The sequence below is a fragment of the Exiguobacterium sp. s152 genome, from assembly GCF_018618335.1.
Lineage (GTDB): Bacteria > Bacillota > Bacilli > Exiguobacteriales > Exiguobacteriaceae > Exiguobacterium > Exiguobacterium chiriqhucha.
Map to the genome: position 1 here is coordinate 131,297 of NZ_JACSLX010000006.1, position 17,757 is coordinate 149,053.

Sequence of the window (17,757 nt, forward strand, 5' to 3'; positions counted from 1 at the left end):
TAGTATGAAAGTATTGCTCATCATCGGCGCTGCTTTGATGGCACTCGGCGTCGCGTTCGGCGCGTTCGGGGCCCACGCCTTGAAAGAACGTCTGACACCGAACATGCTCGCGAACTGGCAGACAGGCGTGCTCTACCATATGATTCATGCCATCGGGATTATCGCTTTGGCCAGCATCTTGATGAAAGTGAGCATCAGCCAGTTTAGCACGGCAGGTTGGCTCATGTTCGCCGGAATCATCTTCTTCTCAGGTAGCCTTTACGTAATGGCGCTGACCGGAATCACGAAGCTCGGAGCGGTTACACCGATTGGTGGCGTTTTATTTATCGCAGCCTGGGTGTTCGTCATCCTCGGGGCGCTCAAACTGTAATCAAACGTTAACGCCTGATTAATAGTCCTCATGTATCATTTGGAGTGTGAGACCCCTTGTCTCCACACCAACGAACAATTGGCCTGTTTAGCCTTCTCGCCTAGAGCGGTAGACTAAATAGGCCCTTTTTACGTTTTTTTGGAAATGGTTAGACTTAGAAAAATAGCTGGATTATACTTTTTCAATATAAGGTCAATGACTTCCTGTTTTCATCTATTATTACAACTATGTTTCGAAAAAAGAAAAGTGAAAAAATGTTGAAACATAAAGGGGTGGGGAGCCGTATAAGGTTTCCCACCCCTTCTTCGTAATAAAAGTGAAATATAACTTTAACAGGAAAACATTCGACACTTCGATATAATTAGTCGTGTTGAAACTAAAAAATTAATCGTTTTTGTTACATAGAAAAACGACTGACCTTTAAATAGTATGTGAACCCCGACCCCGTCAATAGAAAGGATGTCCCCATTGATCAATTGGAAACGCACCGTCTCGACACTCACGCTTAGCGCGCTTCTTCTTGGGACGCACTCGGTGGCTGATGCCTCGACGTCAATCAAGGAGAAACAAGAACAGCAGAAGAAAGTGCAAGAGCAACGGAATAACGTCAAACAGAACCAATCGAATACATCTTCGAAAATTAATCAAAATAAAAACGAAATCTCGAAAGTTCAAGCTGAAGTCAACAAGATGGATGCTCAACTTCAAGACATCATCAACGATGTCGCAACGAAACGCCAAGAAATCAAGCGCACCGAGTTGAAAATTGAAGATCTCGAGAAAGATATTAAAAGCTATGAGAAGAAAATGAAGGCTCAAGAAGCGATGATGAAAGAGCGCATGGCCACGATGCAAACGAATGGCGGCGGCTCAATCAACTGGGCGGAGTTCATCTTCGGTTCGAAAAACTTCTCGGACTTGATCACACGGATGATCACGGCCGGAACGATTCAACGAAGCGACCAAGAATTGTTTGAAGATTACGAAGCGACGCGTCAATCGTTAAAAGAAGCGCAAGCGTCACTTAAAGAAGAGCGTACGTCGCTCTTGAAGCAACAAAAAGCGCTAGAAGTGCGTCAAGCTCAACTCGAGAAGACGATGAAACAGCGTGAAGCTCGCATCAAAGAGCTCAAGGACAAAAATATCGAATTCGAATCGCAAATCTTCGACCTACAAGAAATCGAAGCAACGCTAATCGCGCAAGAAGAAGCGATTGCGGCTGAGATTGAAGCGCAACGTCGTGAGGAAGAAGAAGCGCGTCGTCGTGCTGAAGAGGCAGCTCGTCAAGAAGCGGCCCGTAAAGCTGAAGAAGCTCGTCAAGCAGAAGCGGCGCAAGCAGCTGCAGCGGCCCGTCAAGCAGAAGAAGCAAGAGCGGCAGCGGCTAAAGCCGAGGCAGAACGAGCAGCAGCTCAAAAACAGCAGAACAATAACAATAATACCCAGTCGTCTTCAACTTCAAACCAGACGGCACAAAATAGCACACCAGCACCAAAACCGGCTGCGCCAGCACCAAAACCAGCACCAGCACCGGCGCCTAAACCAGCACCGACGGCACCGACAACTTCGGCACCGGCACCTTCAGGCGCAATGTTCATTCAACCGACAACAGGACGTTTCTCACAAGGCTGGGGACCGGCAAGCGGTCAATTCGGCTACACGTTCCATAACGGCGTCGATATCGCTGGACCTGTCGGGACACCAATCCGTGCCTCGGCAACGGGAACGGTCATCCGTGCAGGCTGGGGTGGCGCATACGGGAATCACGTCATGATCGCCCACGTCATCAACGGTCAAGTCTGGACGACGGTCTATGCGCACTTGAACTCGGTCTCAGTGAGTGCCGGTCAACGTGTGACACAAGGTTCGAACATCGGTGGACTCGGTAACACGGGTAACTCTTCAGGCCCGCACCTTCACTTCGAGATTCACCAAGGCAGCTATTCATATTCAGGAACGGGCGCGGGAAGCACAGTCAACCCACGTCAGTTCTTCTGATGTTCAACGAGGACCCGTCAATCGTGATAGGTCCTCGTTTTGTGTCCCAGCAAAACCAAAAACAAACGCCTATCCTTTGCGGACAGGCGCTTGTTTCAGTTGGCTTGCTCGATGTCGTCTGATTGATCCTTTGCTTTGCGGAAACGCTCACGGACGAGATAGATGACGGTCAATCCGACCAACCATGGAATCCCGAACTTGAGCAGGATATTGAAGTCGGTGAACCATGTTGTGATCATTAGGCTGAGCAACAATCCGGCACCGAGTAACGGCAAGAACGGGTAACCGATCATGCGGACCGGTAATTTGCGCCCTGTCCATTTCTTACGGAAAAACAAGTGGGAGACGAATACCATGAACCATGTGAAGATGGCTCCGAACATCGAGATGCCCATCAAGAATGGATACGATGTTTCCATGAACACTTGAAGTAGTGCTGCGAGAATGATCCCGCCTGTTGAGACGAGCAAGGCGGGCATTGGAATCCCGCTAGCGCTGACTTTTTTAAAGATGCGCGGAGCATCACCGGCCTCGGCGAGGGAATACATCATTCGCGTTGAAGCGTAGAGCTGTGCATTCATCGCCGACAAGGCGGCGATCAAGATGACAAAGTTCAAAATGCCGGCTGCGCCAGGCACGTCGAATTGTTGCATGACGAGAACGAACGGACTTTGATCGATGCCGGCCTGTTGCCACGGGATGAGCATGAGCATGATGCCAATCGTGATGAGATAAAAGAACGTCAGACGGAACACAGTCGCGCGCAACGCTTTCGGTACGGCGCGGTCCGGGTCTTTCGCTTCGCCGGCCGTGACGGCGACGAGCTCGGTCCCGAGGAAACTGAAGAGCGAGATGAAAATCGTCACCCACATCCCGTAAAACCCGAAGGCGAAGAAACCTTCATCGCCGGTCGTAATCGATTCGATTGGTGAACCGGGTTGACCGAACATCGTGGCGGCACCGAGGACGATAAACAGAATGATGGCCGTCACTTTGATGAACGATAACCAGTATTCGGTCGTCCCGAACGTATGGACGTGCCGGGCGTTGACGTAGATGAGCAATCCGCCGAACACGGCGACCCAGACGAATCCGTTCACGTCGGGGAACCAGTACCGCATATAGATGGCGATCGCGCTCACTTCGACGCCGATGGCGAGGACGTTGGCGACCCAGTACGAGTAGCGGACCAAAAAGCCGGCGAGCGGATGGACATAGCGCTCGGCGATTGTGCCGAATGAGCCAGAGGTCGGATGGGCGACGGTCATCTCAGCGAGACAACCCATCAGTAACAGTACGATGAACGCCCCGATGGCGTAACTGACGAGCACGCTCGGTCCTGCCGTTTGGATGGCGAGACCGCTTCCGAGGAAGAGCCCCGTCCCGATGGCGCTACCGAGCGAAATCATCGTCAACTGCCGCGTGGACAGTTCACGTTTTAATTTGCTAGTTTCCAAAGTTAATTCTCCTTTAGTTGAGTGAAGTGTTGTTGGGGACGACTATAGCAGACAAAAAAAACAAGTGTCAACTCGCGAAATCGTAAAAGACGGCATCGATTCGGCCGCACCTATAGAAGCAAAGTTTTTTTACACGCTTTTGTTTGACAGGAGGTAATCCGCCCTGTATAGTACGAGTTAACTTAATTGAAACGAATAAAGGCGTCGACGAAGAGAAGTAACGACGGTCCCCGCATGACAGAGAGCTGATGGTTGGTGCGAATCAGTATGCGGGACGTCGCGAATGGACTTCCGAGCTCTAAACCGAAACTTCTAGTAGGCTTTAGCGGGTCACCCACCGTTACCATGGGAAAGCGGATGTTTGTCCGTGAAGTGGGTTCTGCGGAACCAACGAAGGTGGCACCACGGGGTTACTCGTCCTTCTCATAGCGCAAGCTATGAGTCGGGCGGGTAACCCTTTTTCGTTTCAACACATCATAAATCAGTGATTGAGAATAGTAGCGTGAACAAGTCTCGTTCAGAGAGCCGGGGGTGGTGGGATCCCGGCCGAGGCCGTCACGTGAATGGGCTCATGAGAGCATGGCTGAACCAAGTAGGTCATGACGGTTTCCTCCGTTATCGGGATACGATGTGATAGCATCGGAAAGTGGGATCAATCGATCCAACGAGAGGTGGCACCGCGGTCCAAACCGTCCTCCATACGACAGACGTCGTATGGAGTTTTTTTATACCCAAAATGCTTGAGGAGGAACGGACATGTTAACACGACTATTGACGAACCCATTGACGACGAACGAAATGAAACTGGCGGCGGCCGAGCTGTTCCAAGCCGACGAAGCGCAAATCGCTGAGGTGTTACTCGCCATGAAAGCGCGCGGTGAGACGGCTGAGGAGATGGCCGGACTCGCTGATTATATTCGCGAGGCGGCAACGTTCCCCGAAACGACGCTCCCTGTGCTCGACGTCTGTGGCACGGGCGGTGACGGGGCGAACACGTTCAACATCAGCTCGACGGTCGCATTCGTCTTGGCGGGATTAGATATCCCGGTCGCCAAACATGGGAATCGCAGCGTGTCGAGCCGGTCAGGCAGTGCCGACGTCCTCGAGTCATTAAATATCCCCATCGTCCAAAGTCATGAGGCGATGCTCGCCGACCTCGAGCGAACGAACTTGAGTTTCTTGTTCGCCCAACACATCCATCCGGTCATGAAACGCGTCATGCCGGTCCGGAAACGATTGGCGACGGCGACCATCTTCAATCAAATCGGTCCGTTGACGAACCCGCTCAAGCCGAAGCGGCAATTGATCGGCGTGTACCATCCATCGCTCATCGAGAAGATGGCGAAGGCGATGCGTCACCTCGGCGTCGAGCGCGGAATGGTCGTCCATGGGGCAGGCGGGCTGGATGAAGCGAGTCTCGCCGGAAGAAACGACGTCTTATTCTTCAACGGCGACAAAATGGCCCGCTACACCGTCGACCCGCGCGACGTCGGATTGATGCGAGCTCCGCTGTCGGCCTTGCAAGGCGGGACACCAGCTGAGAACGCTGCGACGCTCCTCGCCGTCTTGAACGGAGAAAAGGGACCGGCGCGAGATGTCGTCTTATTGAATGCCGGGCTCGCCCTCTGCACGTATGGGACGGTCCAAACGCTTCGAGAAGGCGTCGCGGTGGCAACGGCAAGCATTGATGAAGGGCACGCCATCCGCGTGCTCAAACAACTACAACGAACGGAGGTTGGCGCATGAGCTACTTGACGAAAATCATCGGAACGAAAATCGAAGAGGTCAATCAAATGGAAGACATCGAGGTGACGCGGACGCTCGCCATCTCATTACCGCTTTTAATGAAGGACGGCTTTCATGTCATCGCCGAAATTAAGCGGTCCTCCCCGTCAAAAGGCGTGATTCGCGAAGAAGTGGACGTCGTGAGCCGGGCCCGCACGTATGAACAGGCAGGGGCGACAATGATTTCCGTTTTGACGGATACGACCTACTTCAACGGTTCGTTCAACGACTTGCGTGATGTCGCGGCCGCTGTCGAGATCCCGGTCCTCTGTAAAGACTTCATCATCGACGAACGACAGCTTGACCGGGCCAAAGCGGCCGGGGCGAGTGCGGCACTATTGATTGTTGCGGCGCTCCATCCGAGCCGGCTTCATACGTTAAAACAGTATGCGCGTTCCATCGGCCTCGACGTGCTTGTCGAAGTTCATGATGAGGCCGAGCTCCGGACGGCGCTCGAACTGGGCGATGTGTTGATTGGCATCAACAATCGAAACTTGAAGACGTTCGAGGTCTCACTCGATACGTCGGTCGACTTGATGACGAAGTATCCCGATGTCGCTTTCGTCAGCGAGAGTGGTGTCAGCACAGGCGAGGCGGCCCGACGTTTACAGACAGCCGGGGCCCGAGCGATTCTCGTCGGAGAAGCGCTCATGCGGCAAGACGACCCGACAGCCTTAATCGAGGAGTTGAAGATATGTTCGTTAAAATATGTGGACTGAAAACTGAGGCTAGCGTGACTGTCGCTGTCGAGGCCGGAGCGGACGCCATCGGATTCGTCTTTGCGGACAGCCCGCGCCAAATCGATATTTCAACGGCGCGGCGGCTTCGGGGGTTAATCCCGGAAGATGTCCGAGTCGTCGGCGTGTTTCTCGATCCAACAGCCAAAGAGGTCGAAGCTGCCGTCGCTTGCGGGTTGACCGATATCCAGTTGCACCGCCGGACGCGGCCGCTTGAAACGTTCCGTCAGTTCGGTCTCCCGATTATCGAAGCGGATCACCAGTCAGAGGCCGACGTCATTTTACTCGACGCACCGACACCGGGTAGTGGGCAGACGCTCGATTGGGCGAAGCTCGAACGGCCGCAGCAGACGTTTTGGCTCGCCGGTGGATTGAATGTCGACAATGTCGGTGCGGCGATTCGCGCCATGCGACCGGACGGTGTCGATGTCTCGAGCGGTGTGGAGACGAACGGACAGAAAGATCACGATAAGATTCGCGCGTTCATCCGACGCGCCAAGGAGGAAGCATCATGTATACACAACCAGTGAACGGAAAGTTTGGACCATATGGCGGAAAATATATCCCTGAGACGCTCATGCAAGCAGTCGAAGAGCTCGAAGTGGCTTACGAGGAAGCGAAACAAGACCCTGAATTCCAGGAACGCTTCAATGATCTCCTCAGCGAATACGTCGGTCGAGAAACGCCGCTCTATTATGCGGAGAACATGAGCCGTCGCCTCGGGACGAATGTCTATTTAAAACGAGAAGATTTGAACCATACCGGTGCCCATAAAATCAACAACACAATCGGCCAGGCGCTCCTCGCCAAACGAATGGGCAAACAAAAGGTCGTCGCCGAAACAGGCGCCGGACAGCACGGAGTCGCTACGGCGACGGTATGTGCGCTGCTCAATCTCGAATGTACGATTTTCATGGGTGAGGTCGACGTCGAACGTCAAGAGTTGAACGTATTTCGAATGGAGTTACTCGGTGCGAAAGTCGTTCCCGTTAAGTCGGGGAGTCGAACGTTAAAAGATGCCGTCAACGAGGCGCTCCGTTACTGGGTCAAACATGTCGATGACACGCATTACGTGATGGGGTCGGTGCTCGGACCGCACCCGTTCCCGACGATGGTCCGCGATTTCCAAAGCGTCATCGGGACAGAGACACGTCGTCAAGTGCTTGAGAAGACAGGGCGTCTCCCTGACGTGGTTGTCGCCTGCGTCGGCGGCGGTAGCAATGCGATGGGCATGTTCTATCCGTTCTTGAATGACGAAACAGTCGCCTTATACGGTGTCGAGGCAGCAGGGAGCGGTGTCGACACGGACAAGCATGCGGCAACGCTCACGAAGGGCGAGGTCGGGGTGCTTCACGGGTCGCTCATGTATGTGCTCCAGGACGCAGCCGGGCAAATCCAGGAAGCCCACTCGATTTCGGCCGGACTCGATTATCCGGGTGTCGGACCAGAACACAGCTTCTTGAAAGATATCGAACGGGTCCGCTACGCGGCGGTCACGGACGAGGACGCACTCGCAGCCTGCATGTCGCTCAGCCGCCAAGAAGGGATTATTCCGGCACTTGAGTCATCGCATGCGCTCGCATATGCGGAAACGCTCGCCCAAACGATGGACGAGGACGACGTGCTCGTCATCTGTCTATCTGGTCGCGGGGATAAGGATGTTCATACGATTCGAGAAAGGGTGACTCAATGATGAGATTAGATGAAGCGATTCGACAGCGGAGTGAAGGGACGGCGTTCGTCCCGTACATCATGGCCGGGGACGGCGGACTCGATCACTTGATTCCGACGATTGAACGGCTAGAAGCGATGGGAGCGACGGCCATCGAACTCGGGATTCCATTCTCGGATCCGGTGGCAGACGGTCCCATCATCGAGGCGGCTGGAATGCGCGCCCTCGAACAAGGTGTGACGTTGACGGACGTGTTGAACCGTTTAATAGAAGGAACGGGTCGTTTTTCGGTGCCAATCGTCTTGATGACGTACTTGAATCCGGTGTTCCGATTCGGGGTCGAGCGTTTCTTCGAGCGGGCGGCAGCGTCTGGGGTCAGCGGCGTCATCATTCCCGATTTGCCGTTTGAAGAGAGCCTCGATTTGTTCGCTGGCATCGATCGTCACGGAGTCGCGGTCGTACCGCTCGTCACGTTGACGAGCAGTCAGACCCGCATCGACACGATTCTGGATCAGGCGGAAGGATTCGTCTATGCGGTGACGCTCAAAGGGACGACCGGGAAGACAGACGTATTCCCTGATGAGTTACTCGAGCACTTGCGTTCGTTGACGGCACGTTCGCCCGTACCGGTGCTCGCCGGTTTTGGTGTCCATCGCACTGATCAGGTCCGGACGCTCGGGTCAGCCTGTGACGGGGTCGTCGTCGGTAGTTTCATCGTCGAGGCGCTCCATGCGGGACGTGAACAGGACGTGGCCACGTTGATTGCATCGGCGCGGACGGTCAACGCAAAAAAATAAGGGTCGTGCCTCGGCACGACCCTTATTTATTCTTCGATTTCGATGGTGCGGGTGCTCGAGCCGTCATCGGCTTTCGGTACGGTCAAGTGGAGCACGCCGTCTGACAGTTTCGCTTTGATAGCATCTTCTTTCACGTTCGGTAGATAGAGTGAACGTTGCATCGATGTGACGCGGCGTTCCCGATAGACGTAGTCTTTGTCTTCTGCTTTCTCTTCACGTTGGTCGACCGAGAGGATAAGATAGTCTTTGTCGTAGCGGATGTGAATGTTATCTTTTTTGATGCCTGGCATCTCGGCCTCGATGACGTATTGGCCGTCCTGGTCCCGGACGTCGAGTTTGAACGAGTCGAGGAACGACGTCGCGCCGTCTTTCGGATCGAACAGTTGATTCATCCGATCAAAGACGTCGCCGAACAAATCTTTGCGCAATCGATCGAGCTCGTTCTTCCGGAATGGCGTCAAATCGAACATACAAATTCCCCCTTCAAAAAACGGACAGAGTAGAAGTGTTGTCACTTTTACTCTCTCCGTTTTTAGCTAAGGATAAACGTAATTGACGTGACAGTTCGATGAAGAAAAGAGGGTCACAATTCGACGCGTTCTAACCCGTCTTCCCCGAACTTGCGGTCGAGTTGGTCGTGGCGATACGTCGAGGCGAGGACGTATAACAAGTCGCCTGGCTCGATTTTCGTCTGGCCCGTCGGCGGGATGAGATAGTCTTGACGGACGATTGCATTCACGACCGTGTTCGGTGGCAAGGTGATATCGGCGAGCGTTTTGCCAATCATTGATGATTCTTCGGTCGCCACGTAAGGGACGAGCTGATGTTGCGATTGCTTGCTCGAGACGAGTGCGATTGTGTATGGTGAGCGGATTTTATCCGGTCCGAGCAAATCGAGTTTCGCCGCGAGCGGTGTCAATGTCGTTCCTTGAATCAAGGCACTCGTCACGACGACGAAGAAGACGGCGTTGAAAATCAATTGGGCGTTGTCGATGCCTGCGATGAGTGGGAACGTAGCGAGGACGATCGGTACGGCACCTTTCAGTCCGGCCCACGAGATGAACAGTTTCTCTTTATTGGTGAACTGCATGTTGATCGTTGATAAATAGACGGCGATCGGACGGGCGATGAACATGAGGATGAATGAAATCAACAATCCTTTCCAGATGAGCTCCGGGTCGAGCAACTGTCTTGGGAAGACGAGCAGTCCAAGGATGACGAACATGATGATTTGCATAATCCAAGCGAGTGCCTCTGAGAATTGAACGATGGTTACTTCGTGGGCTGTGTGCGCATTCCCGACAATTATCGCGGCGAGATAGACGGCAAGTAGTCCGCTGCCGGCAAAATAGGCGGCGACACCGTATGTCATAAAGGCCATTGAGATCATGAGGACGGCATGCAGACCGCTCGACTCGAGTCGCAAGTGGTTCAACATGAGTCGGGACAAGTTTCCGAGGAAATAACCGACGAACGCACCGACGATGATTTGTAGGATGAACATCCAAACACCGTCCCAAATCGTCGTGTCGGGTTTTAACATAAAGTCAAGGGCGAGAATCGTTAAGAACATCGCCATCGGGTCATTCGTGCCGGACTCGGCTTCGAGTGTCGAGCCAACTTTCGGTGAGATGTTCTTTCCTTTGAAGGCCGCGAAGACAGCGGCCGCATCAGTGGAGCCAATAATGGCACCAAATAGGAAAGATTCTACCCAATCGAAGCCGAATACGAAACGAACGGCCACGGCGACGAGAGCGGTCGTCAATAAGACGCCGATTGTGGCGAGTGAAGCAGACGGGGCGAGTACGCTCCGGATGGACGACCATTTCGTCTGTAAGCCACCTTCGAATAAGATGACGACGAGGGCCGCGACCCCAATCATTTGAGCAAGATTGGAGTTATCAAAGAAGATGAGACCAGTCACATCGCTGCCCATGAGCATGCCGATACCCATGAACAAAATCAAGGCAGGCAAACCGAACCGCGTCGATACGCGTGTGGCCAACACACCGGCGACGAGGAGTAACCCGAACAACAAAATTAAGACATCTGTACTTAAAATCGAACCATTCAAACACATCACTTCCTTTTAGAAATTAATTACTTTTCGCTATATTATTAAGTTCATTATACCATGAAACCGTTATGAATTAAGAAATAAAGCATCATAAATTATGCACATTGGAATAATCGGATATGAATGTGGTACAGTAGGGGCATCAAAAAGGGGGATTCACATGGCTAAAATTCACGTGCTTCATGAAAACAACGAATGGACCGATCACCTCGTGAAGCGACTCGAGGAATTATCACTGCCGTATGAGCTGTGGCATCTTGATCAAGGGACGATTGATCTCATGGCAGAGCCGCCGGAAGGTGTGTTTTATAACCGGATGAGCGCGTCGTCGCATACACGCGGTCACCGCTACGCGCCGGAATTGACGGAAGGGGTGCTTGCTTGGCTCGAAGCGAACGGACGAACGGTCTTCAACGGGACACGGGCGATTCGGCTCGAAGTGAGCAAAGTCAATCAGTATACGGCGCTTCAACGAGAAGGGATTTGTGTACCGAAGACGGTGGCAGCCGTCGGGAAGACGCAAATCATCGAGGCGGCCGAGAAGCTCGGTATGACACCGTTCATCACCAAACATAACCGCGCCGGCAAAGGACTCGGTGTCCAACTGTTCCATTCGATTGATGCGTTGAAGGCTTACGTCGAGGGTCCGACGTTCGAGGAATCGATTGACGGGATTACGCTCATCCAACAATATATCGAGGCGCCGAAACCGTACATCACACGCTGTGAGTTCATCGGCGGTACATTCGTTTACGCGGTGCGTGTCGACACGTCAGACGGCTTCGAGCTCTGCCCGGCCGATGCCTGCTCGATTGAAGACCAGTTTTGCCCGGTCGGCGAGACGCCACCGGCGAAGTTTGAAATCGTCGAAGGTTTCCATGACCCGATTATCAAACAGTTGGAAACGTTCCTTCGAAACAATGAGATTGCGGTCGCCGGGATTGAAATCATCGAAGATGCGGACGGGAACGTATACGCGTATGACGTCAACACGAACACGAACTATAACTCAGACGCCGAAGTGAAAGCAGGGCAGTACGGTATGCTCGAGCTCGCGACGTTCCTTGGGGACGCCTTGGCGGTCACGACGAAATAAAGACAGAAGAAAGGGTCAGGCTTTTGCCTGACCCTTTCGCTGTGTATGTTGTAATTGCTGTTCAAATCGAAGTTGGACTAGTTCTGCCGTCGGTGCCATTCGTTCGATGAACGAATCTAAACGTTTCGCCGTGTCTCGATCTGATTCCTTGAACACGCGCATCGTTGTTCACCTCATTGATCATTGTATTGTTGCTTCTAACACAATCATTCCCGAGGCGAGATGCGCATAAACCTCGATTAACCGAGGAATGTGCCAAGTTCTTCTTTTGGAAGAATGTTTCCGACATAAAAGTCGCCGAACTCGCCGTATTTGGCGCTGACTTCATCGAAGCGCATCTCATAGACGATCTTTTTGAATTGGAGCGAGTCCTCCGCGAAGAGCGTGACGCCCCATTCCCAACCGTCGAAACCGGTCGAGCCGCCGATGAATTGTTGAATCTTGCCGGCATAGCTGCGGCCGATCATGCTGTGGCGATACATGAGGTCTTTGCGCTCATCCATCGATAGCGTATACCAGTTGTCCCCATCGCGACGAGCCTTGCTCATCGGATAGAAGCAAATGTGGGCCGCTTTCGGGAGTGTCGGATAGAGGCGGGCCCGGATGTGTGGGTTCTCGTACGGGTCACCGTCGCCCGAACCACGGTACATGCCGAGTTCGATCACCGACACATACGAATAACTTGGAATCATATAATCGTACAATCTCGTCTTCCGAAGAGCGAGCTCGACTTGCTCGAGCTCTTTGAACGTCGGACGAAGGACCATCAAGACGACGTCCGCTTTCTGGCCAAGGATGGAATAGAAAGCATGACTTCCTTCGCCGCGCGTCTCGACATCTTCGAGTGAGCCGAGGAAAGCGACGAATTCGTCAATCATCTCTTGACGGGTAGTTGGATCGACCGCCTTCAAGCGAGTCCAATCGATTGATCGGAAATCATGGAGCGTATACCAACCGTCTAACGTGGCGGCTGCGTGTTGCGTTTCGGTTGTCGGTGTTGGTGCTGGACGTTCTGACATAAAAAAACTCCTTTCGAGACTAGGCTTCGCTGACTATTTTACCATACACGATTGACCGCCTGGCAAATTTGACGCCGTCGTGAGGATAGTCACATGTCAACACCGGGTATAAACATAACGTGTGTGCTTAGTGAAAACGGCTTCACGATGGGCTGTATCAGTCGGAAATGGTAAACTGTTCTATTCATATAATGATTGATTTCAAGCGATTTATGACGAAGTGGGCAGAATAGTTTATTTTAAAAAACGTACTGTGTATAATAAAACTCGCATATGGACGAGAGCGTCCGAGAGAGAAAAAATCCGATTTCTTCTAATCGAAAAGGAGTTCATTCACTATGAAACTATTTGACACGTTGAAACAAAAAGTCAGCCCGATTCGCCCGACCATCGTCTTAGCGGAAGGGATCGATGAGCGCGTCCTCGGCGCAGCCGTTCGTTTGAAACAGGACGGTATGGTCGAACCAATCGTTGTCGGACCAAAAGCTGAAATCGATGCGGTCGCAGCAAAACACGGCTTTGATATCTCAAACTTGACGCAGTATGACCCAGCGACATACGAAGACATCGACACACTCGTCGAGTCGTTCGTCGAGCGCCGCAAAGGCAAAGCGACACCGGAACAAGCACGTGAGTTGTTGACGTCAGATGTGAACTACTTCGGAACGATGCTCGTCCACACAGGAAAAGCAGAAGGTCTCGTCTCAGGCGCGATGCATGCGACGGCCGACACGGTTCGTCCGGCCCTTCAAATCATCAAGATGCAAACAGGCATCAAAAAGACGTCAGGCGTCTTCATCATGGTACGCGACGACGAGCAGTACGTCTTCTCGGACTGCGCGATCAACATCGCACCGGATGCGGCTGACCTCGCCGAGAACGCCTACTTGTCAGCGTTGACAGCGAAGACGTTCGGCATCGAGCCGCAAGTCGCGCTTCTCAGCTTCTCGACAAAAGGCTCAGCGAAGTCGCCAGAGACAGAAAAAGTCATCGAAGCGACACGTCTCGCCAAAGAGAAGGCACCGAACCTTCCGATCGACGGCGAACTTCAATTCGATGCGGCGTTCGTTCCGAGCGTAGCGGCGAAGAAAGCACCAGGCTCTGAAGTAGCCGGAAATGCGAACGTGTTCGTCTTCCCAAGCCTAGAAGCCGGAAACATCGGCTACAAGATGGTTCAACGTTTCGGTGGATTCGAAGCGATCGGACCGATCCTTCAAGGTCTCAATAAACCGGTCAACGACTTGTCGCGCGGCTGTAACGAAGAGGACGTCTACAAATTGACGCTCATCACAGCGGCACAAGCCATCGACGAGCGCAACGAAGCGTAAGTCGCGAGCATCCTTCCTGAGCGGAGGATGCTTTTTTTGTGGTCACATTGTAAACTATTGGGAAAGGAGGAGGTTGTGTGGGGGCAATTACGTTACCGGAAGGACATCGTTACGCCATGTTCGGCGGCGGGGATGATAATCCGATTAAAACGTATTATGAAGGCGTGTTCGAAGCGGTCTTTATCGTGTTTCATCCATTTCTCATCCCAATCGACGACGCGACCGCAACTGACTGCTATCTCGAGATGGACAAAAACGAAGTAGAATTGCAATTTCGGGCTATTACATGGGAAGAAATGCGGCAAAAGCTTGGTTTCCATGATGTGAGCCGTATCGATCATGCGCTCCGGACGATGATTGGGGCGCTGAAACCGCACGCCGAAGACCAAGACGGTGCGAGTCGACTCATTGAATACTGCGAGCGCGAGAATATACTTCCGCCAAGCGAAGGTGAGCTATCGGATTTTCTAGAGAATCGAGTGTTACGGGTACTTCTAGAGATGGGAGAAGGATGGATTTGGAGCGGAGATGAATTCTGTATGGAGCGGCATCTCATCCATCTTCGTGAGACGTTAGTTGCCGACACGTGGGGGATGCAACATCGGACGTTTTTTAGTTACAACCATGAGTGGCTCATCGTACCGCCTTGGGATAGCCACTTCACCATGTTTTGTGGCCGTCGTGCTTGGATCGAGCAGGTTGTCGAGCGATGCGAACTCGAAGGGTTCTATTGTGATGATGAAACGACGATCAATTGGAGTTTCTCTGAACGAAAACTGAGGTAAACTAGTAGGGGACAACACTTTTAAGGGGGAACTAGCATGCAAAGCATCCATGCAACTGAATTACGCGAAAAGCTCGAGAACGGCGAATCGCTCCATATTATCGACGTGCGCGAACAAGACGAGTACGATGCGGGCCACATCCCGCACGTGCCGCTCTATCCGCTGTCTGAATTCCCAGAGGTGGCGGACAAGCTCGCAAAAGACAACGTCTATTACATTATTTGCCGTTCAGGCGGGCGCAGTCAGACGGCGGGTGACTATTTGGAGTCGGAAGGCTATAAGGTCGTCAACGTCGAAGGTGGCATGCTCGCATGGGACGGCGACATCGAGGCGTGATGCTCGACAATCCATGGGTCGTCATTCCGCTGTTGATCGCGCTCTATTTGACCGTCTATACGTTCGTCAAACGAGTCGATAGCGATAAATGGCGGCTCGTCTGGGCCGTCTGGCTCATCGTCATCGTCATGTTGTTGACGATTCGGCTCGTCCAAAGTCTATAGAAAAACGAGTGAGGCCCGTAAAGGCTTCACTCGTTTTTTAGTTGTCGCGCTTATCGAAAGTGATTGAAGCGATCGCATCGTGTTGGTGAATCGACTCTTCGTTGCGACATTCAACGAAGAAATTGACGACTTGTTTCATTTCGTACAAATCAGCTGCGATCAAGCGGACCATATCTTCCACGAAACGTGGGTTTTCATACGCGATTTCCGTCGCACGTTTTTCATCCGGACGTTTGAGGACAGGATGAAGCGGAGCCGATGCGTTCGACTCGGCTGCCTCAAGAAGTGCGAGACGCCAGTCAAAGCCGTCAAGTGATGCTTCGTCGAGACCGGCTTCGATTGTAATGTAACCACGTTGGTTGTGGGCGCTGTACTCGCTGATTTCTTTCGAGCATGGGCAAAGTGTCGTCACGTTGATGACGAGACCGACTGTCACGCTAGCCATGCCTGTCTCGAGGTTGTACGTCACGTTGTGCATGACGTCCGCGTTCATGAGACCGCTGAGACCTGTGGCTGGTGCTTTCCGGCTGAAGAACCATGGGTAACGAACCGTCAATTGGCCTTCCGTCTGTTCCATACGCTCGGCGAGTTCTTGTGCGAACTCGATGAGCGAGCGGTTCGATAACGTCCAACCTTGTGTGTGGTACGCGTCGAGCTGTTCAGTGAGACGTGACATGTTGATGCCTTTACGGTCTTGGACGAGCGAAGTCGTCAACTCGAACGTGGCGACCGTCGCTTGGATGCCGTCTGGCGTCTCAATGTTGACAGGGTGTTTGACGTTTGAGATGCCGACGCTGTCGAGCGCGAACAAGAAGTTTTTAGGTGTATTTTGTAGATCGACCATTTGTTCTTTTTCAGTCGGCTTCGTGCCTTTGATGGGCGGGACCGAACCGAATAATTTATGTCGTTCTGCTTTAGTAGGTAAAGCGACATGGCTTGTAGACATAATCGGATTCTCCTTTTTTGAGAGGGCAAATGACTGCCACTCGTTCTTGTTAGGATTTTATCACGAAATGTACATCAACCGGGTACCATTTTGCTCTCTGAACATGCTTTGAACGTGCTCGTGAATAAAAAAACTTCAGCAATTGAAGAAAAGAAGATTGATTTCGATATGAATCGGGAATAAAATGTTCCTGTGAACTTAAAAAATAGATCACTGTTAAATATGAAGGAACACAACAAAAAAGGGGATGTTTTTAATGGATTGGCAGTTAATTCTGCAGTACGCCTGGATCATCGTGGTACTCGTCGGTCTCGAGGGGCTACTTTCTGCAGACAACGCGCTCGTCTTGGCGGTCATGGTCAAGCACTTGCCGCGGACAGAACAGAAGAAGGCACTATTTTACGGATTACTTGGAGCGTTCGTTTTCCGCTTCATCGCCTTGTTCTTGATCTCATTCTTGATCAACGTCTGGCAAGTCCAGGCGCTCGGTGCGCTTTACTTGATCGGAATGAGCGCACGACATCTGTATATGACCTATAAGGCTCGTAAAACGGAGCCGAAACAAGATCTCGCTGCTGAGGCGAAAGAAGAGACGGCTGTCACAGAGAAGCCGGTCACGAAGAAAGAGTTCTGGTTGACGGTTGCGAAAGTCGAGTTTGCTGATATCGCCTTCGCGGTCGATTCGATTCTCGCAGCGGTCGCGCTCGCGGTCAGCTTGCCGCCGCTCGGTCTCGGTGAAATCGGTGGGATCGACTCTGGTCAGTTCTTCGTCGTCTTGACAGGTGGACTCATCGGGGTCATCTTGATGCGTTTCGCTGCTCGAATTTTCGTCAAGCTGTTGCATCAACGTCCGACACTTGAGACAGCCGCCTTCATCATCGTCGGCTGGGTCGGTGTGAAGTTGACGGTGCTCGTCCTTGAACACCCTGGCTTCAAGGAATTGATTGCCGGTACACCGTTCGCGTTCATGGGTCTTCCGGACGGCTTCGTCCACTCGACGGCGTGGACCGTGTTCTTCTGGTCGGTCATGGTCGGTATCGCGGTATGGGGTTGGTTCTCTTCAAAACCGACAGCCGCTGCCAAACATTAAAAAAATGGTCTCTCTAGACTGACCTAGCTATATGAGACACTAATAAAAACACCTTATTAGGCTGCCACCACACCATATTTTATCGGTGTGAGGTAGCCTAATT

Annotated in this window: 19 protein-coding genes and 2 other annotated features; of the genes, 13 read left to right on the forward strand and 6 right to left on the reverse strand. The window is 52.4% G+C overall.

Translation table 11 applies throughout. The features are described 5' to 3' along the window. Nucleotides 1-4: 4 nt before the first annotated feature. Together KNP72_RS11840 and KNP72_RS11845 are read left to right on the forward strand one after the other, a co-directional pair. Nucleotides 5-370, forward strand: coding sequence for a DUF423 domain-containing protein (locus KNP72_RS11840; RefSeq protein ID WP_214719138.1), 366 nt, complete (start codon nt 5-7; stop codon nt 368-370). A 459-nt stretch (nt 371-829) separates the two neighbouring features. Beyond that, nucleotides 830-2,365, forward strand: a complete 1,536-nt coding sequence (locus KNP72_RS11845) for a murein hydrolase activator EnvC family protein (protein ID WP_214833477.1) — start codon at nt 830-832, stop codon at nt 2,363-2,365. 95 nt (nt 2,366-2,460) lie between these two features. On the opposite strand, the gene KNP72_RS11850 is transcribed toward KNP72_RS11845, so the two are convergent. Beyond that, nucleotides 2,461-3,822 carry an amino acid permease gene (locus KNP72_RS11850; protein WP_214833480.1) on the reverse strand — a complete coding sequence of 454 codons (1,362 nt, stop codon included), beginning with the start codon at nt 3,820-3,822 and terminating at the stop codon, nt 2,461-2,463. Between the two features lie 195 nt (nt 3,823-4,017). Then, nucleotides 4,018-4,247 (forward strand) — a binding site (T-box leader). 50 nt (nt 4,248-4,297) lie between these two features. Continuing rightward, nucleotides 4,298-4,522 (forward strand) — a binding site (T-box leader). Between the two features lie 56 nt (nt 4,523-4,578). On the opposite strand from KNP72_RS11850, the gene trpD reads away from it, so the two are divergent. From trpD to trpA, 5 genes are read left to right on the forward strand one after another with little or no spacing between them, the layout of a single operon-like run. After that, on the forward strand, nt 4,579-5,568 hold the full coding sequence (gene trpD / locus KNP72_RS11855; RefSeq protein ID WP_214833483.1) for an anthranilate phosphoribosyltransferase: 990 nt from the start codon (nt 4,579-4,581) through the stop codon (nt 5,566-5,568). Further along, nucleotides 5,565-6,326 carry an indole-3-glycerol phosphate synthase TrpC gene (trpC, locus tag KNP72_RS11860; RefSeq protein ID WP_214833486.1) on the forward strand — a complete coding sequence of 254 codons (762 nt, stop codon included), beginning with the start codon at nt 5,565-5,567 and terminating at the stop codon, nt 6,324-6,326. The genes trpD and trpC overlap by 4 nt, the downstream gene beginning before the upstream one ends. Next, the gene (locus KNP72_RS11865) at nt 6,302-6,874 is read left to right on the forward strand and encodes a phosphoribosylanthranilate isomerase (protein ID WP_214833489.1); all 573 of its coding nucleotides are present in this window, start codon (nt 6,302-6,304) and stop codon (nt 6,872-6,874) included. The genes trpC and KNP72_RS11865 overlap by 25 nt, the downstream gene beginning before the upstream one ends. Further along, nucleotides 6,856-8,037 carry a tryptophan synthase subunit beta gene (gene trpB, locus KNP72_RS11870; protein WP_214833492.1) on the forward strand — a complete coding sequence of 394 codons (1,182 nt, stop codon included), beginning with the start codon at nt 6,856-6,858 and terminating at the stop codon, nt 8,035-8,037. The genes KNP72_RS11865 and trpB overlap by 19 nt, the downstream gene beginning before the upstream one ends. Then, nucleotides 8,037-8,813: a tryptophan synthase subunit alpha gene (gene trpA / locus KNP72_RS11875; RefSeq protein ID WP_214719150.1), complete on the forward strand. Its 777-nt coding sequence runs from the start codon at nt 8,037-8,039 to the stop codon at nt 8,811-8,813. The genes trpB and trpA overlap by 1 nt, the downstream gene beginning before the upstream one ends. A 26-nt stretch (nt 8,814-8,839) precedes the next feature. On the opposite strand, the gene KNP72_RS11880 is transcribed toward trpA, so the two are convergent. Continuing rightward, complete coding sequence (locus KNP72_RS11880; RefSeq protein ID WP_214719152.1) at nt 8,840-9,283, reverse strand: Hsp20/alpha crystallin family protein; 444 nt, start codon at nt 9,281-9,283, stop codon at nt 8,840-8,842. Between the two features lie 113 nt (nt 9,284-9,396). Then, a complete protein-coding gene (locus KNP72_RS11885) occupies nt 9,397-10,893 on the reverse strand; it encodes a potassium/proton antiporter (protein WP_214719154.1) in 1,497 nt (498 codons plus the stop codon). Between the two features lie 157 nt (nt 10,894-11,050). Between KNP72_RS11885 and KNP72_RS11890 the strand changes: the two genes are divergently transcribed. Beyond that, the gene (locus KNP72_RS11890) at nt 11,051-11,986 is read left to right on the forward strand and encodes an ATP-grasp domain-containing protein (protein WP_214719156.1); all 936 of its coding nucleotides are present in this window, start codon (nt 11,051-11,053) and stop codon (nt 11,984-11,986) included. Nucleotides 11,987-12,001: 15 nt separating this feature from the next. Here KNP72_RS11890 and KNP72_RS11895 read toward each other — a convergent pair whose 3' ends face one another. Both KNP72_RS11895 and hemQ read right to left on the reverse strand, forming a co-directional pair. After that, nucleotides 12,002-12,148, reverse strand: a complete 147-nt coding sequence (locus KNP72_RS11895; RefSeq protein WP_021066006.1) for a hypothetical protein — start codon at nt 12,146-12,148, stop codon at nt 12,002-12,004. A gap of 77 nt (nt 12,149-12,225) precedes the next feature. Next, the gene (hemQ, locus tag KNP72_RS11900) at nt 12,226-13,005 is read right to left on the reverse strand and encodes a hydrogen peroxide-dependent heme synthase (protein ID WP_214833495.1); all 780 of its coding nucleotides are present in this window, start codon (nt 13,003-13,005) and stop codon (nt 12,226-12,228) included. 338 nt (nt 13,006-13,343) lie between these two features. Between hemQ and pta the strand changes: the two genes are divergently transcribed. From pta to KNP72_RS11920, 4 genes are all read left to right on the forward strand, one after another. Next, complete coding sequence (pta, locus tag KNP72_RS11905) at nt 13,344-14,333, forward strand: phosphate acetyltransferase (RefSeq protein ID WP_214719160.1); 990 nt, start codon at nt 13,344-13,346, stop codon at nt 14,331-14,333. Nucleotides 14,334-14,410: 77 nt separating this feature from the next. After that, a complete protein-coding gene (locus KNP72_RS11910; RefSeq protein WP_214833498.1) occupies nt 14,411-15,118 on the forward strand; it encodes a DUF2711 family protein in 708 nt (235 codons plus the stop codon). A 36-nt stretch (nt 15,119-15,154) separates the two neighbouring features. Further along, complete coding sequence (locus tag KNP72_RS11915; protein ID WP_214719164.1) at nt 15,155-15,454, forward strand: rhodanese-like domain-containing protein; 300 nt, start codon at nt 15,155-15,157, stop codon at nt 15,452-15,454. Beyond that, nucleotides 15,430-15,618: a hypothetical protein gene (locus KNP72_RS11920; RefSeq protein ID WP_214719395.1), complete on the forward strand. Its 189-nt coding sequence runs from the start codon at nt 15,430-15,432 to the stop codon at nt 15,616-15,618. Before KNP72_RS11915 ends, KNP72_RS11920 begins: the two co-directional genes overlap by 25 nt. A 37-nt stretch (nt 15,619-15,655) precedes the next feature. On the opposite strand, the gene folE2 is transcribed toward KNP72_RS11920, so the two are convergent. Then, nucleotides 15,656-16,564 carry a GTP cyclohydrolase FolE2 gene (gene folE2, locus KNP72_RS11925; RefSeq protein ID WP_214754495.1) on the reverse strand — a complete coding sequence of 303 codons (909 nt, stop codon included), beginning with the start codon at nt 16,562-16,564 and terminating at the stop codon, nt 15,656-15,658. Nucleotides 16,565-16,820: 256 nt separating this feature from the next. Between folE2 and KNP72_RS11930 the strand changes: the two genes are divergently transcribed. Next, nucleotides 16,821-17,654, forward strand: a complete 834-nt coding sequence (locus tag KNP72_RS11930) for a TerC family protein (RefSeq protein ID WP_138858690.1) — start codon at nt 16,821-16,823, stop codon at nt 17,652-17,654. Nucleotides 17,655-17,757 lie beyond the last annotated feature (103 nt).